Raw genomic sequence first — 16,900 nt, forward strand, 5'->3', positions numbered from 1 at the left:
CGCACACCTTCGCGCCGCCCACCACATGAAGGTAAAAGCAACGTTGCAGAGACTATGCGTTCAAGTTTTGAAGTCAATAGGCGATGTCATATGACTTTTACATAGCTTGAGACCTGATGATCTTCATTGCTTGAACAGGTGAACGAGAGGGGGCTCAGCGGAGCCGCTGGCTGATCACCTTGGAGACGCCGTCGCCCTGCATGGAGACCCCGTACAGCGCGTCCGCGACCTCCATCGTGCGCTTCTGGTGGGTGATCACGATGAGCTGCGAGGACTCCTGGAGCTCCCGCATGATCCGGATCAGGCGCTGGAGGTTGGTGTCGTCGAGCGCCGCCTCGACCTCGTCCATGACGTAGAAGGGGCTGGGGCGGGCCTTGAAGATCGACACGAGCAGCGCCACGGCGGTCAGCGAGCGCTCGCCGCCGGAGAGCAGCGAGAGCCGCTTGACCTTCTTGCCCGGCGGGCGGGCCTCCACCTCGACGCCGGTGGTGAGCATGTTGTCGGGGTCGGTGAGCACGAGCCGGCCCTCGCCGCCCGGGAAGAGTCGGGAGAAGACGCCCTCGAACTCGCGGGCGGTGTCCCGGTAGGCCTCGGTGAAGACCTGCTCGACCCGCTGGTCGACCTCCTTCACGACCTGAAGCAGGTCGGCGCGGGTCTTCTTCAGGTCCTCCAGCTGCTCGGAGAGGAAGCGGTGCCGGTCCTCCAGGGCCGCGAACTCCTCCAGGGCCAGCGGGTTGACCTTGCCGAGCTGCTGGAAGGCGCGCTCGGCCGCCTTCAGCCGCTTCTCCTGCTCCGAACGGATGAACGGGCGGGGCTGGTTGCGCGGGTCGGCGCCCGCGGCGGAGCCGCTGTCGGACGCGGTGTCCGGGAGGGTCTCGCCGTCGGCGGGGGGCGAGGGCGGGACGGGCTGGTCGGGGCCGTACTCGGCGGTGAGGGCGCCCGCTTCGACGCCGAACTCCTCCAGCGCCTTCGCCTCCAGCTGCTCGATCCGCAGCCGCTTCTCGGCGCCCAGGACCTCGCCGCGGTGGACGGAGTCGGTGAGCTTGTCGAGCTCGGTCTTGAGCTCGCGGCCGCGGGCGCGGGCGGCGCCGAGGCCCTGTTCGCGGTCGGCGCGGGCGGCGGTGGCCGCGGCCCGCTCCTGTTCGGCGCGTTCCAGGGAGACCTCGACGTGGGCGAGGAGGGTACGGGCTCCGGCGGCGACCGCACCCGCGACGCGGGCCTCGTGGCGGAGCCGGGCGCGGCGCTGCTCGGCACGCGCGCGTGCGTCCCGTTCGGCGCGGGCGGCCCGGTCGAGGGAGTCGGCGCGGCCGGCCAGGCCCTTGACCCGCTCCTCGTGGGTGCGGACCTGGAGGCGGGCCTCCATCTCGGTCTGGCGGGCGTTGGACCCGTCGATGGCGAGCCGGTCGCGGACGGAGGTGTCGGGTTCCTCCTCGGCCGGTGCCTCCTCGGCGGCGAGCAGCCGCTCGGCCAGCTCCTCGGCCTCGGCGCCGGCGCGTTCCAGGGCCTCCTGGGCGCGGGCGACGGCGGCGGCGGTCCGCTCGGCCTCGCCGGCCGCTCCCCTGGCCTGGCCGGCGAGCCGTCCGAGGGCCTGGGCGACGGACGCCTTCTCCTTCTCGGCGGTACGCCGGAGGGCGTCGAGCTCCTCGACGCGGGCGGCGCGGGCCCGGCGGCGCTCGCCGGCCTCCTCCTTGGCGCGGGCCGACTCCTCGCAGCGGACGGCGAGTTCGGCGAGTTCGGCGGCGGCCTCGTCGACCTGGGCCTGGACTTCGAGGAGGCTGGGCGCGCCGGCCGAGCCGCCCTGGGCCCAGTGGGCGCCGAGGAGGTCGCCGTCGGCGGTGACGGCGGTCAGCCCGGGGTGGGCGCGGACGAGGTCGCGGGCCTCGTCGAGGCCGTCGACGACGGCGACCCCGTCGAGCAGCCGGTGGACGGAGCCCAGCAGGCCGGCGGGGCCGGAGACGAGCGCGGCGGCGGACACGGTGCCCGGGGGCAGCGGGGTCGCGGTCCGCTCGGCGGTCGTCAGGAGCAGGGTGGCGCGGCCGGCGTCCTGTTTGCGGAGGAGGCGGAGGGCCTCGACGGCGGCGGTGGGGCCGTCGGCGGCGAGGGCGTCGGCGGCGGCTCCGAGCGCGGCGGCGACGGCGACCTCGTATCCGGGGGCGACGGTGAGGAGTTCGGCGGCGGGGCCGAGGATCCCGGTGAGGCCGGCGGCGAGGAGGGCGCCGGTGCCGTCCTTGCGGCGCAGTCCGAGCGCGAGGGTGTCGTGCCGGGCGCGGGTGGCGGCCCGGCGGCGCTCGGCGTCGGCTGCCTCCTCGCGGGCGGCGCCGAGCGCGGCCTCCGCCTCGGCGAGGGCGCGGCGGGCCTCCTCGTACCGTTCGCCGTGCGCGGTGTCGGCGGCGTCGAGGTCGTCGACCTCGGCCTTGAGCTGTTCGTACTCCTCCTGGGCGGCGGCGGCCCGGTCGGCGGCCTCGTCGCGGGCGGCGGTGAGCCGGTCGATCTCGGCCTGGGCGGAGGCGGCGCGGGAGCGGGCGGCGTTGGCCTGGCCGTGCAGCCGGGCGAGGCCCTCGCGACGGTCGGCGAGGGCGCGGGCGGCGTCCTTGAGGCGCCGTTCCTCGGCGGCGAGGGCCCGCTCCAGCTCGGCCCGGTGCTCGACGGTGTCCTCCAGGGCCCGTTCGGCGGCCTCCAGGGCGGCCTCCAGCTCGGCCTCCTGTTCGCGGACGCGGGCGGCCTCGCGCTCCAGGTCCTCGGGGTCGCGGCCGCGCCGCTCCTCGGCGGGGGCGTCGCCGGCGCTCTTCACCCGGGCGTCGGCGAGGGAGACGGTGCCGCGGACGCGCTCGGCGAGCTGGGAGAGGGCGTACCAGTTCTGCTGGGCGCGCTCCAGGCGCGGGGCGAGGGCGCGGACCTCGGCCTCCAGCGCGGACTCGTGGGCGAGGGCGGTGCGCAGTTCCTCCTCGGTGGCCTCCTTGCGGGCCAGCAGGGCGGCCTCGTCGGCGAGTTCGGTGTGCAGGGCGCGCTGGAGGCGGACGAGGTCGTCGGCGAGGAGGCGCAGGCGGGCGTCGCGCAGGTCGGCCTGGATGACGACGGCGCGGCGGGCGACGGCGGCCTGCCGGCCGAGCGGCTTGAGCTGGCGGCGCAGTTCGTCGTTGAGGTCCTGCACGCGCGCGAGGTTGGCCTGCATCGCGTCGAGCTTCCGCAGCGCCTTCTCCTTGCGCTTGCGGTGTTTGAGGACGCCGGCGGCCTCCTCGATGAAGGCGCGCCGGCCCATGGGGTCGGCGTGCAGCACCGAGTCCAGCTGCCCCTGGCCGACGATGACGTGCATCTCGCGGCCGATGCCGGAGTCGGAGAGGAGGTCCTGGATGTCGAGCAGCCGGCAGGTGTCGCCGTTGATCTGGTACTCGCTGCTGCCGCCCCGGAACATGATCCGGGTGATCGTCACCTCGGCGTAGTCGATGGGCAGGGCGCCGTCGGAGTTGTCGATGGTGAGCGAGACCTCGGCGCGGCCGAGCGGGGGCCGCCCGGTGGTGCCGGCGAAGATGACGTCCTCCATCTTGCCGCCGCGCAGCGACTTGGCGCCCTGTTCGCCCATGACCCAGGAGAGCGCGTCCACGACGTTGGACTTGCCGGAGCCGTTGGGCCCGACGACACAGGTGATTCCTGGTTCGAACCTCAGCGTGGTGGCGGAGGCGAACGACTTGAATCCGCGGAGCGTCAGGGCCTTGAGGTGCACCCCGGGGACTCTACCCGGGGTGTCGCGTTTCGCCCGTGATCGCGCAGGGCAGACCCTCGGGTGACGAGGGGTGTGACACGGGGGGAAGAGACGATGACACGGGGAAGAAAAGAAGGGACGCCGAGGCGCCCCTTGCCTATTCAGCTGTTCCCACCTGAAGCCCTCGGGGCCGGGTGTCAGGTGAGCGCAGGCTCTGCCTGGGGTACGTCGAGGTCGATGCGGTCGAGCAGCGTCTCGCCCTGGTGCTGAGCGGCGGCAGCGCTGAGCGCGTCGTTCTCGGTCTGGATCCGTACGAGCTCGGATTCCAGGTCCTGGACGCGCTGCTGGAGCCGTCGCATCTCGGCGAGGAGTCGCGGGTCGGAGCCGCCGACGTAACCGAGAAGCGCCTTTGCCATGATGAGTGGTCCTCCACACTGAGTGACCGACCGATTGCGGTGTGGGTCGTGAGGGATGGATTCGCACCCGCGGTGCTCGGCAGTACCTGAGTCGTGCCGGTGTTCTACTGCCACACAGCTAAGGTGCGCGGGGCTTCCAGAGTCTCACCAAAAAGTTTGACGGTCAACACGATCACGCGCCGAACGGCCCGGCAGACGGGGAGTTCGCGGCCGCGTCGCAGGCGGCGGCGCCTCTCGACCCGTTGCCCCGGGGCGTGGCGATCATCCTTACCCGGGAAGCCTTGCACGACTGCCGAATCTTGGCAACCACCAGGTGCTTCGCCTGTTCACCGGCGTTCATCCACGCGAAACCGGCCCTCCGCCCGGCGCCCGCGAGGGGCGTCCGGAGGGAGGGCCGGCGAAGGTTCCGGGGGTGCGGGTCAGCGGATGGCGAAGCCGTCGTAGCCGCCGCGGGGGGTGTCCCATATCTCGGTGACGCCGTCCACGCGGCCGGGCGTGTCATCGGACCGCAGCCAGTCGAGGAGACGGTGGCAATTGTCACTCGGGCCCTCGGCCACCACCTGCACCCGGCCGTCGTCGAGGTTCAGGGCGAAGCCCTTGAGGCCACCGATCTCCAAGGCGTTTGCCCTGGTGAACCAGCGGAAGCCCACTCCCTGTACTCGCCCCCGCACCCAGGCGGTCATCCGTACGTCGTCGCTCATGGCTGCACGCTAGCGGGCGGATTGCCCGAACAGCACGTCGCGGCGGCTTCCCATGGCGTACAGTCCGACGGAATGCGCCTCACCCACACGGGTGCACACCTTTCGGCCACCCGTACGCAGCGTCACGCTCCGTACCGATCCATGCCGAAAGCAAAGGCCGCAAAGATCCAGCAAAGAGCCAGCTCAGGGAGGCAGGGCAGATGGGACGCCACCGTCGCTCCGGCGCCGCGCCCGCCGAGGCAGACTACGCGACCGGCACCGACCGCGGTCACGGGGGTACGCGCCGCAGGCGGCGCCACCCCGTCCGCAACGGACTGATCGGCGCCTCGGCGGCGGTCGCCGTCGGCGCCGCCGCGGTCGCCACCGGCCTGCTCCCCGGCGGGGAGACCCTCACCGCGGGCAGCGTGGGCAGCAGCCGGCCGACCACCGCGGAGTCCCGGCAGGCCCCGGAGCTGACCACCCAGGGCGGGGCGACCCGCACCCCGGCGGACACGGCGGCGGGCACGGGCACGAGCGCCCCGGCGCCCAGGAGGACCACGGCCTCCCCGAAGCCCAAGCCCACGCCCACCCCCACCAGGACCGCGACCCCCTCCCCCACGCCGTCGAAGACGCGCACCGCGGCCCCCGCGCCCGCCACCACCCAGGCGAAGCCGAAGCCCGAGCCGTCGAGGACCACCCCGGCCCCCACGCGGACCGCGACCCCGACGCCCGCCCCCACCACGGAGGCCACGGCCGAGGAGACGACGACGGCGGCGGGCTCCACCGCCGACCGCGCGGACGCGGCCGAGGCCGAGGTGCTGCGCCTGGTGAACGTCGAGCGCGGCAAGGTCGGCTGCTCGCCGGTCCAGCCGTCGGACGGCCTCGCCCGGCTGGCCGGCGCGTTCAGCGCCGACATGGCGAACCGCGGCTTCTTCGACCACACCGACCCCGACGGCGCCACCCCCTGGTCCCGCGCCCAGGCGGCCGGCATCACGAACCTCGGCGGCGAGAACATCGCGCGCGGCCAGGTCGACGCGACCGCCGCGATGGTCTCCTGGATGAACAGCGACGGCCACCGCGCCAACATCCTGAACTGCGACTTCACCACCCTCGGCGTGGGCGTCCACTTCGCCGACGGCGGCCCGTGGTGGACCCAGGACTTCGGCTACTGAGCCCTGGGACTCACATGGTCTTGAACTCGGTCCTCCCGGCACCCATCGTGAAGGTGCCGTCGGAGTAGAGCGCCGGGCGGGCCTCCTCGTGCTCCTCGGAGTACTGCTCGACGTGCCGGATCAGCGCCCCTTCCGGGACGGTGAAGTCGATCAGGGCGATGGCCACCCAGTAGGACAGCTCGCAGTCGTGGAAGAGGGGCACCTCCACCGTCGAGCCCCGACCGTCGGTGACCACCGCCCGGGCGCCGAAGGACCGGAAGGAACCGGTGCCGTTCTCCACCGCGCTGTAGGCGCAGACGAGGACGTAACCCTGCTGGTCGGGACGGTGGATGGTGACGGTCTCGCGCCCCGGGACGCGGGCGTCGCCGTCCAGGGCGATGTACGGCGGACCCGAGACCGAGCCCAGGCCCCGGTAGTAGACGGCGTCGTCCGACTTCTTCGCCCGCTCGCCCGGCGGGGTGACACGGGGCCCCGGGACGTACAGCGCGTACAGGTCGAGGTCCGCGCCGGCCTCCTGGCGCTCCTCGCTCCCGCCGTCCCATTCGAGGGTGGCGGTCACGACGAGCCCCGGCTCGTCCTTCCGCATGTCGATGGTCGCGTGACCGTCCTTGGTCAGCGTGACCTTCCCCAGCGGTGCCTTGGCGAAGGAGGCGGGAGCCGGCGGGGGCGCGAACGCCACGGCCTCGACGGGCGCCGGCGGGGGCGCGAAGGCGGGCGCGGGTACGGCCACCGGTGCCGGAGCCTGCGGCTCCGCCGGCGCGTCGTCCCCCGCCACCTCGATGCCGAAGTCCGTGGCCAGGCCCGCCAGGCCGGTGTCCCAGCCCTGCCCCACCGCCCGCGCCTTCCAGCCGCCCGCCCGCCGGTAGAGCTCGACCAGCACGGCCACCGTCTCCCCGTGCTCGAAGGGCGGCGGCGCGAAGGAGAACCGGTCGGTCCCGCACTCCACCAGCGCCCGCGGGGTCGCTCCCCCGTCGAAGCGGGCCGCCGGCAGCTCCGGGTCGACGCTGGCGACGATCGCGATGCGGTCGACACCGGCCGGCACCGCCGCCAGGTCCACGCCGATGGTCCGCTCCGACAGGGTCACCCCGTCGTGCGACGGATGGTTGTAGAAGACGAGGTCGTCGTCGCTGCGCACCCGACCGTCCGCGCCGAGCAGCACGGCGGAGACGTCGACGGCGGTCCCGGCCGAGGTCAGCGTGGTGCGGCAGTGGGTGCCGGTCAGCGGGACGTTGCCGCCCTTGGCGAGCGGGGTGGTGTCGGTGGTGGTCATGGTGGGCCTCTCAGGATGTGCGTACATCGTGAAGGACCGGACCGCTCCCCGTACGGCGAACACCGATTTCCTGTTCGACCCGACCGGCCGGCCTCACAGCCCGCTCACTTTTCGAAAGCGCGGTCTGGTGGTGAGTGGGCGGCGCGCGTACCGTGAGAGGCATGACCGACGATCTCGCCTTCGACGTGTTCGCGCGGGGATGTGCCTCGCGGGTGACCCTGGAGCACATCACCGGGCGGTGGGGCGGCCTCACCCTCGGGGCCCTGTACGAGGGGTCGTTCCGCTTCAACGAGCTGCGGCGGCGGGTCGACGGGGTCAGCGAGAAGATGCTGGCGCAGACCCTGCACGCGCTGGAGCGGGACGGCCTGGTGCACCGGGAGGCGCAGCCGGTCAATCCGCCCCGGGTCGACTACCGGCTGACCCCGCTCGGGCGGGACGTCGCCGAGCGGCTGGTCGGGCTGATCGGCCTGGTCGAGAGCCGGATGCCGGAGGTCGTCGCGGCCCGGGAGGCGTACGACTCCGGGCGCGCCGCCGTCACGGGCTGACGCGCGGCGGGCGCTGGCAGCGCGGGCAGAAGTAGCTGGAGCGGTTCATCCAGGCGCGGCGGCGCATCGGCGTGCCGCAGCGGCGGCAGGGCTCGTCCTCCCGCCCGTACGCGTCGAGCGAGCGGTCGAAGTAGCCGGACTCGCCGTTCACGTTCACGTAGAGGCTGTCGAAGCTGGTGCCGCCGGCGGCGAGCGCCGCGTTCATCACGTCGCGGACGTGGCCGAGGAGTTCGGCCGAGCGCGGGCGGGTGAGGGTGGCGGTCGGCCGGTCGTAGTGCAGCCTGGCGCGCCACAGCGCCTCGTCGGCGTAGATGTTGCCGACGCCGCTGATCAGCGACTGGTCGAGGAGCGCCCGCTTGATCGTGGTGCGGCGCAGGCGCAGCGCGGCCTGGAAGGCGGCGTCGTCGAAGGCGGGGTCCAGCGGGTCGCGGGCGATGTGCCCGATGACGTCGGGCAGCCCGTCGGCGCTGTCGGGGGCCGTGTCGTGCAGCGAGAGTCCGCCGAAGGTGCGCTGGTCGACGAAGCGGAGCTCCGTACCGGCCTCGTCGTCGAAGCGGACGCGGATCCGCAGGTGCTTCTCGTCCGGCGCGGCCTCCGGCTGCACCAGGAGCTGGCCGCTCATCCCGAGGTGGCCGAGGACGGAGGTGCCGGTGTCGGCGAGCGGCAGCCACAGGTACTTGCCGCGGCGCCGGGCCGGCTCGAAGCGCTGTCCGGTGAGCCGGGCGGTGAAGTCCGCGGCGCCGGCCGGATGGCGCCGCACCGCCCGGGGGTGGAGCACCTCGACGCCGGCCACGGTCCGGCCGGCGACCCAGCGCTCCAGTCCGCGCCGGACGACCTCGACCTCGGGCAGCTCGGGCACGGGACTCCTCCGGAGGGGTACGGGGGTGGTGGTCCTCGCAGCCTACCGCCAGGGACGGACAAGCCCGCGGCCTCCGGAAACGGCTCCGCCCGCCCCTGGCGGGGGCGGGCGGGAAGACTCCGCTGAAGGATGCGGGCGGTCGCGGGACGGCGGTCAGGCGGTGGCCGGTGCGGCCCCGTCCTTCCGGTCCTGCTCGCCGGTCGCGCCGGCTTCGGCGTCGGCCTTGGCCGCCGCCGCTCGCTCGTCCGCGGCCGCGCGGATCGCGCGCCACGCGGACTCGGCGGCCTGCTGCTCCGCCTCCTTCTTGCTGCGGCCGGTGCCGGTGCCGTACGAGACACCACCGACGCGGGCGGCAGCAGTGAAGGTCTTCTCGTGGTCGGGGCCCTCCTCGGAGACGAGGTACTCCGGCACGCCGAGACCCTCGGCCGCGGTGAGTTCCTGGAGGCTGGTCTTCCAGTCCAGTCCGGCACCGAGGTTGGAGGACTTCTCGATCAGCGGGTCGAAGAGCCGGTGCACCAGCTCGGAGGCCGCGTCGAGACCCTGGTCGAGATAGACCGCGCCGATCACCGCTTCGAGGGTGTCGGCGAGGATGGATGCCTTGTCCCGGCCGCCCGTGCCCTCTTCGCCCCGGCCGAGCCGGATGAAGGAGCCCAGGTCGAGGCCGCGCCCGACCTCCGCCAGCGCACGCGAGTTGACCACCGCGGCCCGGAGCTTGGCCAGCTGGCCCTCGGGCAGATCGGGGTGCGTGCGGTAGAGGGTGTCGGTGACCACCAGGCCGAGCACGGAGTCCCCGAGGAACTCCAGACGCTCGTTGGTGGGCAGACCGCCGTTCTCGTACGCGTACGAGCGGTGGGTCAGCGCACGCACCAGAAGGGCGGACTCGAGGTGATACCCGAGCCGCCCTTCCAGAAGCGTGTGGGACGAGGCGCTGTTGATGTTGTCAGACATCGTGCCTCTCACCAGCCCGCTCAGACCGAGAGGACCTGGCGCTTGTTGTAGGTGCCGCAGCTCGGGCACGCGATGTGCTGCAGCTTCGGCTCCTGGCAACGCTCACACGAAACCAGGGTGGGGACCGCAGCCTTCCACTGCGACCGGCGGTGGCGCGTGTTGCTGCGCGACATCTTCCGCTTCGGAACAGCCACGGCTACTTCTCCTGCTTCTCGTCGACACCGGTAGCGGCGTCGCTCATGTTGTCCTTCTCGTCGGCTCCCAGCGAACCGGCGAGTTCCTGCAGTGCCGCCCAACGGATGTCGGTGGCGTCGTGGTGGTGGTCCGGGTCGTCGTTCAGGTTGATTCCGCATTCGGAACACAGACCCGCACAGTCCTCCCGGCACACCGGCTGCATGGGCAGCGCGAGTACCACCGCGTCACGCAGCACGGGTTCGAGGTCGAACATGCCGTCCTCGAGGGGGGTCATGTCCTCGTCTTCATCGTCCTCGTCTTCCGAGGCCGCCTTGGCGCGGCCCCGGTCGTCGGAGTCGGGGTACGAGAACATCTCCTGGAAGTCCGCGTCGAGCTCCAGCTCGACGGGCTCCAGACACCTTACGCACTCCCCCTCGGCCGATGCACGGGCGGTGCCTGTGACAAGCACCCCTTCCATGACCGACTCGAGTCGGAGCTCGATCTCCACCGGAGCGCCCTCGGGCACTCCGACGACCCCCGCGACGCCGAGATCGGCGGGCGCGTCGACCGTGCGGGAGATCCGCTGAAGGGCACCGGGACGCCGCCCCAGCTCGTGTGTGTCGAACACGAGGGGGTTGCGGTGGTCGAGGCGCGTGCTCAGGGTTCTTCCTGCTTTCGGATCGTTCGCGTCGCAAGTTTCACGGGGGCTGCCGCTCGCGGGCAGCCTGGATCGCGGGCATACACGCGACCGAAGAGCCAGGATACTGGACGCTTCGCCCAGGGCCCAATCCGGCCCCTCGGCCGGCTACTGGCCCTGCTCGTACCGGCGCAGCTGCTCCAGGTCGATCATGCTCGTGTCGAAGAAGCTGGTCTCGTCGAGCGCGGCCGGCTGCGGCTGGACCTGGGGCTGCTGCTGGTAGCCGTACGGGTCCTGCTGCGGGTAGCCGTACGGGTCGACCTGCTGGGGCTGCTGCTGGTAGCCGTACGGGTCCTGCTGCGGGTAGCCGTACGGGTCCACCTGCTGGGGCTGCTGCTGGTAGCCGTACGGGTCCTGCTGGGCCGGGATCTGCGCGGCGACCGGGGCGGGCGCGGGGGCGGCGGCCGGCTCGGGGTCGGCGAGCTCGGCCAGGCCGGCGAGGTAGTCGGCGTCGCTGGTGTGCACGGAGTGGCCGAGGCCGTCCTGGGCGGCCATGTGCTCGCCGAGGGCGTCGGTGGCGATCCGGCCGTGCAGCTTCTGCCGGCCGCGACCGACGGCCTCCAGGGTCTTGGAGAGGACCGCCTCGAAGGCGCCCAGCTTGGCGTCCACGTACTCGTCGGCGCGCCCGATCAGCGTCTGCGGGTCCGCGCTGTACTCGGGGGCGTCCTCGTCGGCGTAGCCGTGCTCGTCCAGGCCCGGGCCGCGGCCGAGGAGCTTCTCGCGGCCGCGGTCGACGGCGCCGATGGTCTTGTTGAGGACGACCTCGAAGTTGGCGAGCTTGGAGTCGACGTACTCGTCGGCCTCGGCGCGGATCTCCTCGGCCTCGCGGCGGGCCTCGGAGAGGATCCGGTCGGCCTCCTCCTGGGACTGCCGGGCGATCTGGGTGTCGGAGACGATCGTGCCGCGCTCGGCGTGGGCGGCCTCGATGATCCGCTCGGCCTCCTGGCGGGCCTGCTCGACCATCTGCTCGCGCCCGCCGATGAGCTCCTGGGCCTGGGCGAGGGAGTTCGGCAGGGCGCCCTGCACCTCGTCGAGGAGGGCGAGCAGCTCGGCGCGGTTGACCACGCAGGAGGCCGACATGGGCATCGAGCGGGCGTTCTGTACGGTCGCGACGATCTCGTCGAGCTTCTTCTGCACGTCCACCGGGTGCTCGCCACTCTCTACAGCTGGATGGAGACGGACGGGACGACTGTAAGGGCAGTCGTGGCCCGTCCGACACCAGGTGACGGAGCGTCAGCGGCGGTGGCCGCGCGTCACTTCCGCCCGAGCCGCTCCGCGAGCCGGCCGAGGACCGCCGGGGGCACCAGGTGGGAGACGTCGCCGCCCCAGGCCGCGACCTCCTTGACCAGGGACGACGACAGGAAGCTGTACGTGGGGTTGGTGGGCACGAAGAGCGTCTCGACGCCCGACAGGCCGTTGTTCATCTGGGCCATCTGCAGCTCGTAGTCGAAGTCGCTGACCGCGCGCAGGCCCTTGACGATGGCGGGGATGTCGCGCTGCTTGCAGAAGTCGACGAGCAGGCCCTGGAAGGACTCCACCTCGACGTTGCCGAAGTCGGCGGTGACCTCGCGGATCAGCTCGATCCGCTCCTCGACCGTGAACAGGCCCTTCTTGGACTGGTTGATCATCACCGCGACGTGCACGACGTCGTACAGCTTCGAGGCACGGGCGATGATGTCGAGGTGTCCGTTGGTGATGGGGTCGAAGGACCCCGGGCAGACGGCGCGGCGCATCGTGTCTTCCTCGCTCTCCGGTGCGGTCATCGGTGGTCCTCGCCGGCCGTGACGCGGCCGTACCAGAACGTTCCCTCACCGTAGCGGCGGGAGCGCAGGGCCTCGAAGCCGTCCGGCCAGCCGAACTCCCCGCCCCGCGTGGCGCGCTCCACGGTGACGACGGCATCCTCGCCCAGCCAGCCCCCCGCGCGCAGTGTGAGGAGGATCTCGCGCAGCTCCTCGTCCGGGACTGCGTAGGGCGGGTCGAGGAAGACCAGGTCGTACGGCTCGGCCGGGGCCGGTCCGGTGACGATCTGCTCGGCCCTGCCGGTCCGGGCCTCGGCGCCGGGCAGGCCGAGCGCCCGCACGTTCTCCCGGACGGTGCGGGCGGCGCGGGCGTCGGCCTCGACGAGCAGGGCGTGGGCGGCGCCGCGGGAGAGCGCCTCCAGGCCGACGGCGCCGGAGCCGGCGTACAGGTCGGCGACCCGGGCGCCCTCGATGCCGAAGAGCGCCTCCCAGGTGGAGAAGAGGCCCTCGCGCGCCCGGTCGGAGGTGGGGCGGGTGCCGTTGCCCGGGGGCACGGCCAGGCGCCGTCCGCCGGCGGTGCCGGCGATCACGCGGGTCATCGGTTTCCTCGTCCTGCGTCGTCCAGTGCGTACGTCTCAGGATATGGCGGTACGGGCCGGGGGCGCGGTCAGCCCTTCTCCAGGTACTCCTCCCGCTCCTCGCTGAGCAGGGCGTCCAGGGCGGTGCGCAGGCCCGGGTGGGCCTCCAGGTCCGGGTCGGCGAGGACGAGGGCGGTGGCCTCCTCGCGGGCGGCGGCGATGACCTCCTCGTCGTCGATGACGGCGAGGACCCGGAGGGAGGAGCGGACGCCGGACTGGGCCTGGCCGAGGACGTCGCCCTCGCGGCGCTGCTCCAGGTCGATGCGGGAGAGCTCGAAGCCGTCGAGGGTGGAGGCGACGGCGCCGAGGCGCTGCCGGGCGGGGCTCGCCTCGGGCATCTCGGTGACGAGGAGGCAGAGGCCGGGGGCGGAGCCGCGGCCGACGCGGCCGCGGAGCTGGTGGAGCTGGGAGACGCCGAAGCGGTCGGCGTCCATGATCACCATGGCGGTGGCGTTGGGCACGTTGACGCCGACCTCGATGACGGTGGTGGCGACCAGGACGTCGAGCTCGCCGGCGGCGAAGCGGCGCATGACGTCGTCCTTGTCGTCGGGGTGCATGCGCCCGTGCAGGACGGCGATCCGGAGCCCGGCGAGGGGGCCGGCGGCGAGCTTCTCGGCGACGTCGAGGACGGCGAGCGGGGGGCGCTTCTCTGCCTCGTCCTCGGCGGAGGGCTTGCGCTTGGCCGCCTTCTTCTCGGCCGCCTGGTCGACGTCGTCGCCGATCCGGGGACAGACGACATAGGCCTGGTGCCCGTTCTCGACCTCCTCGCGGACCCGCTCCCAGGCGCGGGCGAGGAAGTGCGGCTTGTCGGCGGCGGGGACGACGTGGCTGGCGATCGGGGAGCGTCCGGCGGGGAGCTGGTCGAGGACGGAGGTCTCCAGGTCGCCGAAGACGGTCATGGCGACGGTCCTGGGGATCGGGGTCGCGGTCATGACGAGCAGGTGCGGCGGCTGCTTGCCCTTGCCGCGGAGCGCGTCGCGCTGCTCGACGCCGAAGCGGTGCTGCTCGTCGACGACGACGAGACCGAGGTCGTGGAACTTGACCTTGTCCTCGATGAGCGCGTGCGTGCCGATGACGATGCCGGCCTCGCCGGTGACCAGGTCGAGCAGGGCCTGGCGGCGGGCGGCGGCCCCCATGGACCCGGTGAGCAGCACGACCTTGGTGGCCTTGTCGGCGCCGCCGAGCATGCCGCCCTCGGCGAGCTCGCCCATCATCTCGGTGACCGAGCGGTGGTGCTGCTGGGCGAGGACCTCGGTGGGGGCGAGCATGGCGGCCTGTCCCCCGGCGTCGACGACGGCGAGCATGGCCCGCAGCGCGACCATGGTCTTGCCCGAGCCGACCTCGCCCTGGAGGAGGCGGTGCATGGGGTGGTCGGTGGCGAGGTCGTCGAAGATCTCCTTGGAGACCTTGAGCTGGCCGTCGGTGAGGGTGAAGGGGAGCTTGGCGTCGAAGGCGGTGAGGAGGCCGTCGGCGGCGGGGCGGCGGGGGACGGCGGGGAGCTGGGTGTCGGCGTGCCGGCGGCGGGCGAGGGCCACCTGGAGGACGAAGGCCTCGTCCCACTTGAGCCGTTCGCGGGCGGCGGCGATGTCCGCCTGGGTGCGGGGGCGGTGGATCAGGCGGAGCGCCTCGGGCAGTTCGGCGAGGCCGCGGCCCTCGCGCAGGGCCTCGGGGAGCGGGTCGACGGCGTCGGAGGCGCTGGGCAGGACGGCGTCGACGGCCTTGGCGATCTTCCAGGACTCCAGCTTGGTGGTGGCCGGGTAGATCGGGATGAGGGCGCCCGCCCAGGCGTCCACCGCCGCGTCGCCGTCGCCGCGCAGCAGCTCGTAGGCGGGGTGGGCGAGCTGGAGGCGGCGGTTGAAGAGGGAGACCTTGCCGGAGAACATCGCGCGCGTGCCGGGCAGCAGGTCGTGGTGGGGCTTGTGGACGCCCTTGCCGAAGAAGACCAGCTGGAGCCGGCCGTAGCCGTCGGTGATGGTCACTTCGAGCCGCTGGCCGCGGCCCTTCGCGCCGTTGAAGGTGTGCACCCGGGCGTCGGAGACCTGGGCGACGACCGTGACGTGCTCGTCGAGCGGCAGGTCGGAGAGGGTGGTCAGCTCGCCCCGCTCGGCGTACCGCCGCGGGTAGTGGTGGAGGAGGTCGCCGACCGTGTGCAGGTCGAGGGCCTCGGCCATGACCTTGGCGGTGGCGGGGCCGAGGGACTTCTTGAGGGGTTCGTCGAGCGCGGGCACGGGATCCATTGGACACCACTGCTCGGACACAGCGGGCATCCCGATTCCGGAAACTCGCGGACACGGACAGTGAGGCAAGCGCTACCCTGCTGGTATGCCGCAGGGCATCGGGCAGGGCTTGTCCGGGGGCGGGCCGCGGGCGCCGGCGGCGGGGGCGCCCGCCCCCGCGGTGGCCGCCCCGCCCGTCGCGCTGGCCGGCGCGCCCGCGCCCGTACACGCTCCGGCGCCCGAGCCCGCCCCCGTGCGGCAGCAGCCGCAGCCGCAGCCGGTGGCGCCCGAGGACGACGTGCCGGAGGAGGACGATCCGGACCTCGTGGAGTCGGCGCTCTCCGGGCACGAGCTGATCGTGCGCGAGCTCGGCGCCACCGTTGTGGAGGAATACACGAACGACTAGGGCCGTCTCGCTCGGTGGCCCGCACAAGGACCTTCCCGGCCATCCGGCTACCCTGGCTGGCGTGAAGGTCCTCGTCATCGGCGGCGGCGCCCGCGAACACGCCCTGTGCCGCTCTCTCTCCCTCGATCCCGACGTCACCGCTCTGCACTGCGCGCCCGGCAACGCCGGAATCGCCGAGGTCGCCGAGCTGCACCCGGTCGACCAGCTCGACGGCGGCGCGGTCGCCGCGCTCGCCACGGAGCTCGGCGCCGACCTGGTCGTCGTCGGCCCGGAGGCCCCGCTCGTCGCCGGTGTCGCCGACGCCGTCCGCGCCGCCGGCATCCCGGTCTTCGGCCCGTCCAAGGAAGCGGCGCAGCTGGAGGGCTCCAAGGCGTTCGCCAAGGACGTCATGGCCGGCGCCGGTGTCCCCACCGCCCGCAGCTACGTCTGCACCACCCCCGCCGAGATCGACGAGGCCCTCGACGCCTTCGGCGCCCCGTACGTCGTCAAGGACGACGGTCTGGCGGCCGGCAAGGGCGTCGTCGTCACCGAGGACGTCGAGGTGGCCCGCGCCCACGCGCTGGCCTGCGACCGCGTGGTCATCGAGGAGTACCTGGACGGCCCCGAGGTCTCCCTCTTCGCGATCACCGACGGCACCACCGTCCTCCCGCTCCAGCCCGCGCAGGACTTCAAGCGCGCGCTCGACGGCGACGAGGGCCCCAACACCGGCGGCATGGGCGCCTACTCGCCGCTGCCGTGGGCCGACCCGAAGCTGGTCGACGAGGTCATGGAGACCGTCCTCCAGCCGACCGTCGACGAGCTGCGCCGCCGCGGCACCCCCTTCTCCGGCCTGCTGTACGCCGGTCTGGCGATCACCAGCCGTGGTGTGCGGGTCATCGAGTTCAACGCCCGCTTCGGCGACCCCGAGACGCAGGTCGTCCTGGCCCGCCTGAAGACCCCGCTCGCGGGCGTCCTGCTGCACTCCGCCGACGGCACCCTCGCCGACCAGGCGCCGCTGGCCTGGCGCGACGACGCCGCCGTCACCGTGGTCGTCGCCTCGCACAACTACCCGGGCACCCCGCGCACCGGCGACCCCATCGAGGGCCTGGCCGAGGTCGCGGAGCAGGACGCGCCGCACGCGTACGTGCTGCACGCCGGCACCAAGCGGGACGGCGACGCGGTCGTCAGCGCGGGCGGACGGGTCCTCTCCGTCACCGCCACCGGTTCGGACCTGGCCCAGGCCCGCGAGCGCGCCTACGCGGCAGTCGGCCGCATCCGCCTTGACGGTTCCCAGCACCGTACGGACATCGCGCTCAAGGCCGCCCGGGGCTGACCCGGACGGGAGCGGGGGGGGGGGGGGGGGGGGCCGCCCCCCGCCCCCCCCCCCCCCCCCCCCCAACCCCAAAGCCAAACCCGAGCCCATCGGCGCGCCCGCCGGGGGGAGCGCGCCCGCCCCGCGCA

General features: G+C 73.3%; 16 protein-coding genes. 4 read left to right on the forward strand and 12 right to left on the reverse strand.

Annotation, left to right across the window (positions count from 1 at the left end; all coding sequences use genetic code 11):
• Positions 1–154: 154 nt before the first annotated feature.
• The 3 genes from smc to ACFW1I_RS02575 form a co-directional block, all read right to left on the reverse strand.
• Complete coding sequence (smc, locus tag ACFW1I_RS02565) at positions 155–3,721, reverse strand: chromosome segregation protein SMC (RefSeq protein ID WP_384665358.1); 3,567 nt, start codon at positions 3,719–3,721, stop codon at positions 155–157.
• Between the two features lie 176 nt (positions 3,722–3,897).
• The gene (locus ACFW1I_RS02570; RefSeq protein ID WP_031013946.1) at positions 3,898–4,116 is read right to left on the reverse strand and encodes a hypothetical protein; all 219 of its coding nucleotides are present in this window, start codon (positions 4,114–4,116) and stop codon (positions 3,898–3,900) included.
• A 419-nt stretch (positions 4,117–4,535) separates the two neighbouring features.
• Positions 4,536–4,817 (reverse strand): acylphosphatase, encoded by a 282-nt coding sequence (locus ACFW1I_RS02575; RefSeq protein WP_360314502.1) that lies wholly within the window; start codon positions 4,815–4,817, stop codon positions 4,536–4,538.
• 200 nt (positions 4,818–5,017) lie between these two features.
• Between ACFW1I_RS02575 and ACFW1I_RS02580 the strand changes: the two genes are divergently transcribed.
• Positions 5,018–5,968, forward strand: a complete 951-nt coding sequence (locus ACFW1I_RS02580; RefSeq protein ID WP_384665360.1) for a CAP domain-containing protein — start codon at positions 5,018–5,020, stop codon at positions 5,966–5,968.
• 10 nt (positions 5,969–5,978) lie between these two features.
• On the opposite strand, the gene ACFW1I_RS02585 is transcribed toward ACFW1I_RS02580, so the two are convergent.
• Positions 5,979–7,238, reverse strand: a complete 1,260-nt coding sequence (locus ACFW1I_RS02585; protein WP_384665362.1) for a TerD family protein — start codon at positions 7,236–7,238, stop codon at positions 5,979–5,981.
• Between the two features lie 161 nt (positions 7,239–7,399).
• On the opposite strand from ACFW1I_RS02585, the gene ACFW1I_RS02590 reads away from it, so the two are divergent.
• A complete protein-coding gene (locus ACFW1I_RS02590; RefSeq protein ID WP_384665364.1) occupies positions 7,400–7,783 on the forward strand; it encodes a winged helix-turn-helix transcriptional regulator in 384 nt (127 codons plus the stop codon).
• On the opposite strand, the gene mutM is transcribed toward ACFW1I_RS02590, so the two are convergent.
• The 8 genes from mutM to recG form a co-directional block, all read right to left on the reverse strand.
• On the reverse strand, positions 7,773–8,642 hold the full coding sequence (mutM, locus tag ACFW1I_RS02595; RefSeq protein WP_384665365.1) for a bifunctional DNA-formamidopyrimidine glycosylase/DNA-(apurinic or apyrimidinic site) lyase: 870 nt from the start codon (positions 8,640–8,642) through the stop codon (positions 7,773–7,775). The genes ACFW1I_RS02590 and mutM overlap by 11 nt on opposite strands.
• A 153-nt stretch (positions 8,643–8,795) precedes the next feature.
• Complete coding sequence (rnc, locus tag ACFW1I_RS02600) at positions 8,796–9,590, reverse strand: ribonuclease III (protein WP_384665367.1); 795 nt, start codon at positions 9,588–9,590, stop codon at positions 8,796–8,798.
• A 20-nt stretch (positions 9,591–9,610) separates the two neighbouring features.
• Positions 9,611–9,784 carry a 50S ribosomal protein L32 gene (gene rpmF, locus ACFW1I_RS02605; protein ID WP_015036448.1) on the reverse strand — a complete coding sequence of 58 codons (174 nt, stop codon included), beginning with the start codon at positions 9,782–9,784 and terminating at the stop codon, positions 9,611–9,613.
• A gap of 2 nt (positions 9,785–9,786) precedes the next feature.
• Entirely contained in the window at positions 9,787–10,425 is a 639-nt protein-coding gene (locus ACFW1I_RS02610) for a YceD family protein (RefSeq protein WP_384665436.1), read from the reverse strand.
• Positions 10,426–10,569: 144 nt separating this feature from the next.
• On the reverse strand, positions 10,570–11,604 hold the full coding sequence (locus ACFW1I_RS02615; protein WP_384665369.1) for an ATP synthase F0 subunit B: 1,035 nt from the start codon (positions 11,602–11,604) through the stop codon (positions 10,570–10,572).
• A 110-nt stretch (positions 11,605–11,714) separates the two neighbouring features.
• Positions 11,715–12,194, reverse strand: a complete 480-nt coding sequence (coaD, locus tag ACFW1I_RS02620) for a pantetheine-phosphate adenylyltransferase (protein ID WP_384665438.1) — start codon at positions 12,192–12,194, stop codon at positions 11,715–11,717.
• A 26-nt stretch (positions 12,195–12,220) separates the two neighbouring features.
• Complete coding sequence (gene rsmD / locus ACFW1I_RS02625; RefSeq protein ID WP_384665371.1) at positions 12,221–12,799, reverse strand: 16S rRNA (guanine(966)-N(2))-methyltransferase RsmD; 579 nt, start codon at positions 12,797–12,799, stop codon at positions 12,221–12,223.
• Between the two features lie 68 nt (positions 12,800–12,867).
• Positions 12,868–15,075 (reverse strand): ATP-dependent DNA helicase RecG, encoded by a 2,208-nt coding sequence (recG, locus tag ACFW1I_RS02630; RefSeq protein WP_384665373.1) that lies wholly within the window; start codon positions 15,073–15,075, stop codon positions 12,868–12,870.
• Between the two features lie 85 nt (positions 15,076–15,160).
• Here recG and ACFW1I_RS02635 point away from each other — a divergent pair, with 85 nt between their 5' ends.
• Complete coding sequence (locus ACFW1I_RS02635) at positions 15,161–15,460, forward strand: hypothetical protein (RefSeq protein ID WP_384665375.1); 300 nt, start codon at positions 15,161–15,163, stop codon at positions 15,458–15,460.
• Between the two features lie 61 nt (positions 15,461–15,521).
• Positions 15,522–16,772, forward strand: coding sequence for a phosphoribosylamine--glycine ligase (purD, locus tag ACFW1I_RS02640; protein WP_384665377.1), 1,251 nt, complete (start codon positions 15,522–15,524; stop codon positions 16,770–16,772).
• The last annotated feature ends 128 nt before the right edge of the window (positions 16,773–16,900 follow it).

Source organism: Streptomyces sp. NPDC058955 (assembly GCF_042741435.1).
In the GTDB taxonomy this organism is placed as follows: domain Bacteria; phylum Actinomycetota; class Actinomycetes; order Streptomycetales; family Streptomycetaceae; genus Streptomyces.